Source organism: Acetivibrio straminisolvens JCM 21531, from assembly GCF_000521465.1.
GTDB classification, from domain to species: domain Bacteria; phylum Bacillota; class Clostridia; order Acetivibrionales; family Acetivibrionaceae; genus Hungateiclostridium; species Hungateiclostridium straminisolvens.
Window position 1 is genome coordinate 103459 of record NZ_BAVR01000003.1, and the last position, 9680, is coordinate 113138.

Below are 9680 nucleotides of genomic sequence, written 5' to 3' on the forward strand. Positions count from 1 at the left end.
GAAATAACTCTAAACATATATAGACTAAAACATATAAATCAAAAAATCAAGTATTAGTTATTGGTTGTTAATAACTATCGTTTTATAATACGCCGTTGTTTTCTATGTCTCATGTTGTTGTATTTTCTTGCTGTAGGGGTTATTTTTTCCACCTTCGCCAAGGGATTGTTATAAATAATCCGTTTTATAATGGGCATAGTCAAAATCTTTATCATCCGGTCATAGTCCTCATTGTCAAATTCGCTTACCATCTTTCTAAGTTCATGAATTTTAGATACATGTTTCTTTATTGGCTTAATCAACTCATTATAGTCCTTGCCTTTTGCGATGGCTCGTGCCGCAAGAATTCCGCTTTCAATAGCATTAATTGCGCCAAAACCCAAAAAATCGTCTATAAGTCCTGCCGCGCTACCGGTTAAGTAAATATTATCAACCTTAGCAGAAGATACATATCCAAGTTTGGTTATGATGTCCCTTGTCTCAGTTATTTTATATTTCACTTCTTCCACCCTCGTAAAATTATTCCAATAGTGATCAAACTCATATTCGGCTATATCATTCACAGCTAACAGCAATCTGCCGTCTTTTTTGTTATGGGGAGCCAAAAACCCGTAGCATGCTTTGGAATACTCTCGGTTAACCCACATTTTTGCGGAACCTACTTTAAAATTTCCCACTATCAGAGCAACTCTTGTATATACACTTGTAGTCGTGTGCCAGACCTCAAGCTGATTTGCAATGGTTTCATCACCGGTGGCAGCAACAATATAGTCAAAATCTTTTTTTATGTCGTCAACATTTATATAAGTATCAAAATGTATAGGGGCTTTGATGTGCATTGCAATTTGATTTTCCAGAGAATTTTTTTCGTCTCCTCTCATGAATACATATCCCAATCTTCCGTTTATAACACCTTTTTTTGTTGGCCCATTCATTTCTATTTCCTTAAGAGGAGAAAAGGGCATAAGATTTAAATTATATGTTTTTTTAAAGTATTTTATTGGGTCCCTGTAGCTTCTATCAAATAATCTCATAGTTGTACTGGAAATCATATAGTTTTCACCTATATAATCTCTTTTCTCAAAAATAACCGGCAATATCCCGTTTCTTTCCAGCTCAAAAGCACAGGACAATCCGGCCAATCCCGCACCAATTATAGCCACCTTCATAATATCCCACCTTAAGTATAAAGTTTATGTTAATCGTTGCAAATTACTAATGTTTCATAATCCGTATTGCTTTTACATTACTTCCTTATTAATTCATAAGAATAATATCTGCAAAAAAGACAAAAATATTTATAGATTTATAGTTTAATTTAATTTTGCTTTTTCGGAGGAATTTATGGAAAGGCAGTCACAACAATATATTTTAAACATTGCATTCACCGATGCAATAAATAGAGAAGAGCTTTTATTGAAAAAATATGAGCACTATTACGAAATTTCAAGGGCTAAGGAATTGAAAAATATTCTTAGGGACTTTTCGAAACTTCCCGGGATCATATAAAAATGATAAATGACAAGATGATTTTGTTATCTATAGATAAGTCCTGATTATTTAGCTTTTATAAGTCCCTATGTTCGTTTTGAATACCATAAAGAAAGCATGGTGATTATTGTGGAGCAAATTGATATTTTACAGGATTTACTGCAATGTAGAATTGCAAACGAGGTATTTTATAATGAAAGCCTTATTTATGTCAAAAATCCTGAAGCAAGACAGGTTTTTACCCAACTTAGGGACGATGAAATGAGAGCTATAGTGAATCTTCAACAGAGAATAGACAGGCTTCAATCATCAGAGGGAATTATCTCCAAACTATTCCCTTTAAGACCTAAAATTTAGCATATAGCATTAATTAATTCGCATATTGGGAGATAATTTCGTTATGGAGTGGATTATACTATTTGTAACCAGTTGGATACTCTTTTTTATTTTGGTTGATTTTCGAGAATTGAAAAAAATATGTGGTGCGGAGTCCTGGCTTTGGCCCTGCAGCTTATAACAGACACGCATGCTATTAGTTATGGATTATACAGAGTAAATAATCCTGTAATTAGCATAATGGGGTCTTCCATTTTCTTTACTGCAGGGCCGGTATTTACTATAGGAACTCTGTTTGCCCAGTTCTACCCTAAAAAAAGGTGGATCAGGATTTTAAATATATTTGCATTTTCAACACTCTTTTATTTTCAGGAAGCTTTAATGCTGTTCAGCGGCAGCCTTACTTATATCAATTGGCACTTTACCAACAGTATAGTCATAGATATGTGCATTATGATTATTTTAAGCTGGTTTTCAATAGTAGTGCTTGATAAGAAGGAGGATATGTCGTGATGAATATCTGGTTATATACTATCCTGACATTTGTAAACGGCTCACTGGTTTTTGCGTGGCTTATATTTCTAAAAAGATTCGGAGGTAATTGATGTGAAAGTCGCAATAATCGGCGGAGGATTGGCAGGCCTTTCTTGCGCTTACGAATTGGAGAGGCATGGCATTAAACCTGTAATATTTCAGAGAAATGGATATATTGGCGACCAATACAGCCATGTTTCGGCTCTTTTGGAAATTCAGCACAGACCCATAAAAGATGCAATAAAATACATTAAGAAAAACTTTAATATAAGCATAACTCCTATTAACAGGGTCAACAACCTTACACACATTTCTCCAAATAAGAAAACTGTGATTAAGGGTGATTTCGGATTTTTTCTAAAAAGGGGAAAAGATAAAGATTCTCTGCCTTTGCAGCTTTTTTCCCATCTTAAATCTTCCGAGATAAAATTCAATACCTACGGAGATATTGAACCACTGGCAAAGGAGTTTGACTATGTGGTTGTTGCAAATGGGAATACTGTGTTTACCAATCAATTGGGATGCTGGTATCCGACAATAAAAACATATATAAGAGGTGGAATTATATTAGGGGATTTTGACCCAAACACGCTTGTTATGTGGATTAATAAAGATTATTGCAAAAACGGCTATGCCTACCTTACACCCTTTAGCAATAAAAAAGCTTCGGTTATATTGGTAGTAACTGACGTAAATGAAAAAGAGATTGACCATTATTGGAAAGATTTTTTGAATTATGAAAATATAAATTACACTATCATTGAAGAATTCAAACAAGCACACGATACAGGGTTTGCTTATCCTCATAAGGTAGATAACATATATTTTGCCGGGAATTCCGGCGGCGCAATAGACCCGTTTTTAGGCTTCGGCCAGCTAAATTCCATAGAAATGGGCGTAATGGCGGCCCGCTCCATTGCAAAAGGCCTAGATTATGAAAGGCTTCTTAAGCGAGTGACCAAACATAACTATCAGCTTTATCAAATGAGGAAAGCCTTTAACAAAGCCAGCAACAATACTTATGATTTTCTTTTTGCTACAATTGGTTTTCCGGGTATTCGGCACCTTTTGTACAACACTAGGTTGGACGTGGTAAAAAATTTCGCTCGAGTGTATTTGATAAATGAAAAAATAAAAAAGCTTAAAAATAATGACTCGTAAGAATTAGTAGAGTTTTAAAGGCAATCTTTTTTTGCTTAAATATCGGTATGTCAAATACACCCAAAGGTAAGTGAAAATATAAGTAACCAAAGACCACGGCACGGGATTCCATCCGGTAAAAACTATTGTGCCGAATATCACACTTAAATACTCAAAAATTAACATGGCTATTATCCATACTAATGTATATCCAAGTACTGCCTTTTTGCTTTTAGGCAGAAACATTGTATATATAATATTCAACACAGGATATATGAAAATTGCCGCTATCACAATATAAATCATTGAGTCTTGCGGATTAAGATAATAATAAAGCTTATAATAGCTGCCCAGTACCGTCTCGAAAACCATTGAATATGCAACCGATATTATGCCTATAACGCTCTTTTTTAAGTCCAGAGGCTTAAAATAAAGACATATAATCAGACTAACCAGTACTCCAAACAATGAAAAATAAAAAAAGATATATCCCATCATTATCACCCAGAATTATTATTCTCACTGGCTAAAAAGAATAAACATGCATTATTTTCTTTTATCTTCTTTAAAATATTCCATTTTTCCTAAAACAATCCTAGGCCTGTATTGATCAATTTGTGTCTTTATAACTACATCAATACCGGAATTAAAAAAGTCATCAATATTGATTGAGTCGCATGCAGTCTCCCGTCTTTGTGAAAAATTAGCGTTTTCATCTCGCAATGCCTTTAGGGCATACCCTGATGCAGATACCGCACACCGAACCCCTGCCTATATGTTTGAAGTTTCGGTTCATATAATCACTGCACGCTTGTGCATCAACAATATGGCTTCTGTCGCAGCCTTCGGTCCAGCTGTTACCGGTCAAAGCCATTGCCGGACAGTTGTCAACACATATCCTGCAGTTGCCGCAGCCGTCCCTAATAGCATGGGACTGTACCGGCAATTTCATATCTGTAAGTATCGTCCCAAGCCTTACTCTAGGGCCGAATTTTGAGCTTATAAACAAACCGCTTTTTCCTATCCATCCCAGGCCCGCTTTTACAGCAGCAGTCTTATGCTGGAAAATACCCGAGTATCTGTCCTCCAAATCATTTACCGTTTGGGAAGCAGGTACTGCCATAGCGTTATATCCCATGTTCTGAAGCTCTATCTGGCCCCTTAAAGTTATCTGGTCTATCAAAGTATTAACTGTCCTGTAATGGTGAAAATAAGTATAGGTAGGTTTGTCACTTATTTGATCAATAACAAAATCGGACAGTCTTACCCCAACGGTTATAGCATATCCAACCTTTTTAAGGCTTTGCGGAAGGTATGCTTCTACATCGGAACACCCTACAAAAGATGCCCCCAAATCCATTAATTTATCTTGAATTTTGATGAAACTCTCCATACCGAATACTCCTTATGACAACCTTATTTTCTACACTGATACACATTAACATATTATAAAACATACATTGCAATTCTTCCATAATGTATCTTATTTTTAATAGATTTATTAATAAATATAAATCAAAATTGGATTTGTTTGCGGGCAATATGGCACAATCACCCTCTACTATGTTATAATACACTCAAAATATGTTACGATTACACAATAAGAAAATCAAACAAGCTGATCGAAAGGAATGATTATTGCTATGAGTATCGGCAGCAACAAAGAGCTTGCAGAGAATAAACTAATCCTTCTTTATATTATTGACAAGGTAAATATACCTATCAGTAATCTGCAGATAACAAAAATCATCCTGGAAAATAAATTTATGAATTATTTCATGCTTCAGCAGCTTCTCAATGAACTATGCAGCAGTAATTATTTATTGTATAAAAATATTGATAATAAAGCATTTTACACCATTACACCTTCGGGCAAACAGACACTTAGCTATTTTACCAACCACATACCCAGAGGTATAAAGAGCCTGATTGACAACAGTATATCCAATATAAGGAACAACATTAGAAATGAAACCTTTATATCGGCCGACTATACCCTCAGCGGGGAAAATGAATTCACGGTCTCGTGTCAGGTCCGGGAAGACAATTTTAATCTTATTGATTTAAAGGTTACCGTGGGAACAAAAAACGATGCGCGGCGAATTTGTGAAAACTGGAAAAAGCACGCCCAGGAAATATACAGCGAAATCATTGAAAGCCTTATAAAAGACAGAACCGGAATCAACGAGCAAAAGTCTTGATTTTAGTTAGCCTCTTGGAGTGAAACGAAAGAGGCAAAAACAAAGGGGGCGGATGTCCCGAGCTTATTGATGCATCGAGCCCTTTGAGGGCTCTTCAAACATTACTTTTCAGCATTAAAGATATATAAACTATGGAAGTTCTATTACCTTATTCTCCTTTGATTCCTTGTACAAAACAAATTTACTTCCTATAACCTGAACCACTTCAGCTCCTACAAGACTTGCCACTTCATGGCATACTTCTTTTGTCTCGGCCAAAGCATTTTTAAGCACTGTAACTTTTATAAGCTCCCTGGCCTCTAAAGCATCGTTAAACTGCTTTATCATATTATCATTTATTCCGCCCTTACCAATTTGAAAAATCGGTTCGATGTTGTTTGCCAAACTTCTTAAATAACTTCTTTGCTTACCTGTAAGCATATAAACTCTCCTCGTCAAGCATATCTGTTTTAATCTATTATATATTTTTAATTTTTCAAAATAATTCAAAACAATGGGGATAGTCGACCCTATCCCCATTCATGTCTTAGTATGCCTCAACTTCCTTCCGGCTTTTTCTCCTTTGAACCTCATACCTCGGATGCCCCTTTTTCCATCCAGCCCTAGTCTTCTCGATAACTTGGGATGTTGCTTCTTCGTTTAGCACAAAGTCATCCTTCATCAGGCAATAATATGCCGCACTGCCGGTTTTACAGTTTCCACAATTAAAACATTCCATAAAGCTTACTAATGCCCCTCCGTTTTATCATGCTTATATTAAGTTTATCATATATATATTTTACAACAGATAGTACATATCTGTCCAGCAAATCTTTTTGTATACATTGTTAGGACAAACAATTACAGGATATTCGAATAATTTTTATCTGAAATATTCAAACTCCAAATCATACATTTTTACGGTATCTCCTTCATTAATTCCCATACTCTCCAGGGCATCAACAATCCCTTTTTTTCTTATGGCTCTTTGGAAATATTGCAACGACTCATAATTGTCGAAATTAGTGGATCTAACCAGCTTCATTACCCAGCTTCCTTCAACTACAAAAACATCATTTTCCTTTCGCACTTTAAAAGGTTCCTCTTCAACTGCGGTATACACTACCTCATTCTCTTCATCGCTTACAAGAATAGTATCCGGAAGCTCCTTAACCTTCTGTGCGGCATAATACACCAATTCCTTAAGTCCCGTATTGGATGCCGCAGATACGGGAAAAATCTTATATCCCAGAGGTTCAACAGCTTTTCTGAATTTTTCGAGATTTTCCTCAGCTCCTGTGACATCCATTTTATTTGCAGCAATAATCTGGGGCCTCTCGTAAAGTACAGGATTATACTTTTTCAGTTCATCATTGATTACTTCGAAATCTTGAACCGGGTCTCTTCCCTCAGAACCCGAAATATCCACAACATGAATAAGAAGCTTTGTTCTTTCAATATGTTTTAAAAACTCGTGACCTAAACCCACACCCTGATGCGCACCTTCAATAATTCCCGGTATATCTGCCATTACAAAACCGTTTTCGGCATCAATGTTTACAACGCCAAGATTTGGGTCAATGGTCGTAAAATGATAATTCGCAATCTTTGGCCTCGCAGCCGTAACCATTGAAAGAATAGTAGATTTGCCCACATTGGGGAAACCAATCAAACCCACATCAGCCAAGAGTTTTAGCTCTAATATTGCCCATATCTCTTGCCCAGGTTCTCCTGGCTTGGCAAAATTGGGCACCTGCCTTGTAGGTGTTGCAAAATGCTGATTTCCGGCTCCACCCTTGCCGCCTCTTGCAATTACAGTCCTCTGTCCAGGTTTCACAAGGTCAGCCAAAATCCTTCCGGTTTGTTCGTCTCTAACCAAAGTTCCCGGAGGAACCCTGATTATCAAATCTTCTCCGCTTTTGCCGGAGCAGTTGGAGCCGCCACCGTTTTGCCCGTTTTCAGCTTTGTAGCGGGTTCTGTATCTAAAATCCTGAAGCGTCCTCAATCCCTCATCCACAACAAAAACAACATCTCCGCCTTTTCCGCCGTCTCCACCGTCCGGGCCGCCCTTGCTTATGTATTTTTCCCTGTGAAAAGATACTGCACCGTTTCCGCCGTCTCCGGCTTTTATATAAATTCTTGCACTATCAATAAACATTGTTTTTCAACTCCATGGCCATACTATAATACAGAATCTTTCTATCCATTAGTATTGCACAAATATAAAAATTAAATCCCGGTAAAACCGGGATTCATAATTTATTCTCTATGCTGTAATAATACTTACTTGTTTTCTATCTTTACCCAATCTTGAGAACTTCACTCTTCCGTCTACCAGAGCAAAGAGTGTATCGTCCTTCCCGATTCCAACATTTGCACCGGGATGTATTTTTGTACCTCTCTGTCTAACCAGAATGTTCCCGGCCGTAACAAACTGACCGTCGGCTCTTTTTACACCAATCTTTTAGATTCACTATCACGACCGTTTCTTGTACTACCCACTCCTTTTTTGTGGGCAAACAACTGCAAATTAGCCTTAATCATCGGTCAACACCTCCTTATCTAAAACCGATACATACTTTCCATATCCAAGTTCAACTTGCTTTAAACCTAACACTACTGTTTCAAGGATAGTTCTAACCGTTTCTTTCTTTTCCTCCGGTATATCCTTCGGAACAGCACATCTCATATATCCATCCCTTTCGGTATACCCTTTTATACCGGCAAGCTCTTCTAAAGCTCCCGCCGCAGTGTATGCAAGAACCGACACAGCCGCGCATACTATATCTTTTCCGCGCCTCTCGTAGCCTGCATGCCCTGTAACTCTGAGTTCCCTTATAAAACGATTGCTATCCCTGATTACTTCGACTCTAATCATTGCATATTACCTTATGCATTTATCTTTTCAATCTGTATTTTTGTATAAGGCTGTCTGTGGCCCTGTTTTCTTCTATAACCTTTCTTAGGCTTAAATTTGAAAACAATAATCTTTTTATCCTTGCCGTGGCTTAATACCTTGGCAGTAACGGACGCATTGCTTACGAACGGAGCACCGAAGCTCACCTTGTCCTCCTTTGATACAGCTACAACCTTGTCAAAAGTAACTGTTGAACCTTCATCATTCGCAAGCTTTTCAACAAAAACCACGTCACCTTCTTGAACCTTGTACTGTTTTCCGCCTGTCTCAATTATAGCGTACATTCAAAACACCTCCCTACCCAGTCTCGCCGGCGAAAGGTAGCAGCAACAAAGTAAATTATTGCTTGCGTTTACTAAACCTGCACCGAGCGGCTACCGAAATATTCTATCACACAAGTGTATCTATGTCAACTTCTTTTATTTTCATTTCTTCATGGCCCACTTCCGTTGTAGGCTTTATTATAACTTTTTTATTAAATAAATTCTGAATTCTTGCAAGGTTGTCATTGTCTTCACCCTTTAATACTTCGGCCACCGTAGGATGGACCTCAACCATAATAGCACTTGCTATCGTTTTTGTGAAATATTTACTTATTTCTTTTTCAACATTACGTGCTACAGACTCAGGAGTAAGTATTTTTCCTCTGCCTTCGCAATAAGGACAGTCATGGAGCACCATGGATTCAAGGCCTTCCCTTACCTTTTTCCTTGTCATTTCAATGAGGCCAAGACCGGTCATTCCCACCACAGTTGTTTTGGTACGGTCCTTTTTCAGAACTTGCTTTAAAGCTTCCAGTACCTGCCGCTGATGTTCCGGCTCATGCATATCAATAAAATCAATAATGATTATTCCACCAATATCCCTTAGTCTCAATTGTTTTCCAATCTCTTTAACGGCATCGAGATTGGTTTTCAAAACGGTTTCTTCCAAGTTGCTTACTCCGACATATTTTCCGGTGTTTACATCAATAACGGTAAGAGCCTCTGTTCTCTCAATAATAATATACCCTCCGCATTTTAACCAGACCTTTTTTCGCCAATGCCTTTTGAATCATACTGTCAATCTGGTAATACTCAAAT

General features: G+C 37.3%; 15 protein-coding genes and 1 pseudogene. 5 read left to right on the forward strand and 11 right to left on the reverse strand.

The features are described from left to right. Positions 1-74 precede the first annotated feature (74 nt). Positions 75-1169, reverse strand: a complete 1095-nt coding sequence (locus tag JCM21531_RS01450; RefSeq protein ID WP_038286852.1) for an NAD(P)/FAD-dependent oxidoreductase — start codon at positions 1167-1169, stop codon at positions 75-77. Positions 1170-1344: 175 nt separating this feature from the next. On the opposite strand from JCM21531_RS01450, the gene JCM21531_RS01455 reads away from it, so the two are divergent. The 4 genes from JCM21531_RS01455 to JCM21531_RS01470 all read left to right on the forward strand — a co-directional run bounded on the left by JCM21531_RS01455 (position 1345) and on the right by JCM21531_RS01470 (position 3522). Next, positions 1345-1509 (forward strand): hypothetical protein, encoded by a 165-nt coding sequence (locus JCM21531_RS01455; protein WP_243467028.1) that lies wholly within the window; start codon positions 1345-1347, stop codon positions 1507-1509. A 99-nt stretch (positions 1510-1608) separates the two neighbouring features. Beyond that, the gene (locus JCM21531_RS01460; RefSeq protein ID WP_038286854.1) at positions 1609-1848 is read left to right on the forward strand and encodes a ferritin family protein; all 240 of its coding nucleotides are present in this window, start codon (positions 1609-1611) and stop codon (positions 1846-1848) included. Between the two features lie 120 nt (positions 1849-1968). Beyond that, a complete protein-coding gene (locus JCM21531_RS01465) occupies positions 1969-2340 on the forward strand; it encodes a hypothetical protein (protein WP_243467029.1) in 372 nt (123 codons plus the stop codon). Between the two features lie 93 nt (positions 2341-2433). Beyond that, positions 2434-3522, forward strand: a complete 1089-nt coding sequence (locus JCM21531_RS01470) for an NAD(P)/FAD-dependent oxidoreductase (RefSeq protein ID WP_038286857.1) — start codon at positions 2434-2436, stop codon at positions 3520-3522. 3 nt (positions 3523-3525) lie between these two features. Here JCM21531_RS01470 and JCM21531_RS01475 read toward each other — a convergent pair whose 3' ends face one another. From JCM21531_RS01475 to JCM21531_RS01485, 3 genes are all read right to left on the reverse strand, one after another. Beyond that, positions 3526-3969, reverse strand: a complete 444-nt coding sequence (locus tag JCM21531_RS01475; protein ID WP_243467030.1) for a hypothetical protein — start codon at positions 3967-3969, stop codon at positions 3526-3528. A 78-nt stretch (positions 3970-4047) separates the two neighbouring features. After that, positions 4048-4224: a hypothetical protein gene (locus JCM21531_RS18840; RefSeq protein ID WP_157833635.1), complete on the reverse strand. Its 177-nt coding sequence runs from the start codon at positions 4222-4224 to the stop codon at positions 4048-4050. Beyond that, positions 4214-4894: a 4Fe-4S double cluster binding domain-containing protein gene (locus JCM21531_RS01485; protein ID WP_038286861.1), complete on the reverse strand. Its 681-nt coding sequence runs from the start codon at positions 4892-4894 to the stop codon at positions 4214-4216. The genes JCM21531_RS18840 and JCM21531_RS01485 overlap by 11 nt, the downstream gene beginning before the upstream one ends. 238 nt (positions 4895-5132) lie before the next feature. On the opposite strand from JCM21531_RS01485, the gene JCM21531_RS01490 reads away from it, so the two are divergent. Continuing rightward, entirely contained in the window at positions 5133-5702 is a 570-nt protein-coding gene (locus tag JCM21531_RS01490) for a DUF4364 family protein (RefSeq protein WP_243467031.1), read from the forward strand. A gap of 129 nt (positions 5703-5831) precedes the next feature. Here JCM21531_RS01490 and yhbY read toward each other — a convergent pair whose 3' ends face one another. The 7 genes and pseudogenes from yhbY to JCM21531_RS01525 form a co-directional block, all read right to left on the reverse strand. Next, on the reverse strand, positions 5832-6122 hold the full coding sequence (gene yhbY, locus JCM21531_RS01495; RefSeq protein WP_038286863.1) for a ribosome assembly RNA-binding protein YhbY: 291 nt from the start codon (positions 6120-6122) through the stop codon (positions 5832-5834). 106 nt (positions 6123-6228) lie between these two features. Beyond that, positions 6229-6420, reverse strand: a complete 192-nt coding sequence (locus JCM21531_RS01500; RefSeq protein ID WP_038286865.1) for a hypothetical protein — start codon at positions 6418-6420, stop codon at positions 6229-6231. Positions 6421-6564: 144 nt separating this feature from the next. Further along, positions 6565-7839, reverse strand: a complete 1275-nt coding sequence (gene obgE, locus JCM21531_RS01505) for a GTPase ObgE (protein WP_038286867.1) — start codon at positions 7837-7839, stop codon at positions 6565-6567. 108 nt (positions 7840-7947) lie between these two features. After that, positions 7948-8225: pseudogene (gene rpmA / locus JCM21531_RS01510) on the reverse strand (50S ribosomal protein L27). Then, the gene (locus JCM21531_RS01515; RefSeq protein WP_038286869.1) at positions 8218-8559 is read right to left on the reverse strand and encodes a ribosomal-processing cysteine protease Prp; all 342 of its coding nucleotides are present in this window, start codon (positions 8557-8559) and stop codon (positions 8218-8220) included. The pseudogene rpmA and the gene JCM21531_RS01515 overlap by 8 nt, the downstream one beginning before the upstream one ends. A gap of 11 nt (positions 8560-8570) precedes the next feature. After that, the gene (rplU, locus tag JCM21531_RS01520) at positions 8571-8882 is read right to left on the reverse strand and encodes a 50S ribosomal protein L21 (protein WP_038286870.1); all 312 of its coding nucleotides are present in this window, start codon (positions 8880-8882) and stop codon (positions 8571-8573) included. A gap of 106 nt (positions 8883-8988) precedes the next feature. Next, positions 8989-9603: a ribonuclease E/G gene (locus tag JCM21531_RS01525; protein WP_439644267.1), complete on the reverse strand. Its 615-nt coding sequence runs from the start codon at positions 9601-9603 to the stop codon at positions 8989-8991. Between the last annotated feature and the right edge of the window lie 77 nt (positions 9604-9680).

What these genes read in the sequence shown, in the direction of transcription:
- JCM21531_RS01515 (WP_038286869.1), bottom strand. Translation starts at nt 8,559, where the DNA reads ATGATTAGAGTCGAAGTAATCAGGGATAGCAATCGTTTTATAAGGGAA.
- JCM21531_RS01455 (WP_243467028.1), top strand. Translation starts at nt 1,345, where the DNA reads ATGGAAAGGCAGTCACAACAATATATTTTAAACATTGCATTCACCGAT.
- JCM21531_RS01460 (WP_038286854.1), top strand. Translation starts at nt 1,609, where the DNA reads ATGGTGATTATTGTGGAGCAAATTGATATTTTACAGGATTTACTGCAA.
- JCM21531_RS01485 (WP_038286861.1), bottom strand. Translation starts at nt 4,894, where the DNA reads ATGGAGAGTTTCATCAAAATTCAAGATAAATTAATGGATTTGGGGGCA.
- JCM21531_RS01490 (WP_243467031.1), top strand. Translation starts at nt 5,133, where the DNA reads ATGATTATTGCTATGAGTATCGGCAGCAACAAAGAGCTTGCAGAGAAT.
- rplU (WP_038286870.1), bottom strand. Translation starts at nt 8,882, where the DNA reads ATGTACGCTATAATTGAGACAGGCGGAAAACAGTACAAGGTTCAAGAA.
- JCM21531_RS01500 (WP_038286865.1), bottom strand. Translation starts at nt 6,420, where the DNA reads ATGGAATGTTTTAATTGTGGAAACTGTAAAACCGGCAGTGCGGCATAT.
- yhbY (WP_038286863.1), bottom strand. Translation starts at nt 6,122, where the DNA reads ATGCTTACAGGTAAGCAAAGAAGTTATTTAAGAAGTTTGGCAAACAAC.
- JCM21531_RS01465 (WP_243467029.1), top strand. Translation starts at nt 1,969, where the DNA reads ATGTGGTGCGGAGTCCTGGCTTTGGCCCTGCAGCTTATAACAGACACG.
- obgE (WP_038286867.1), bottom strand. Translation starts at nt 7,839, where the DNA reads ATGTTTATTGATAGTGCAAGAATTTATATAAAAGCCGGAGACGGCGGA.
- JCM21531_RS01450 (WP_038286852.1), bottom strand. Translation starts at nt 1,169, where the DNA reads ATGAAGGTGGCTATAATTGGTGCGGGATTGGCCGGATTGTCCTGTGCT.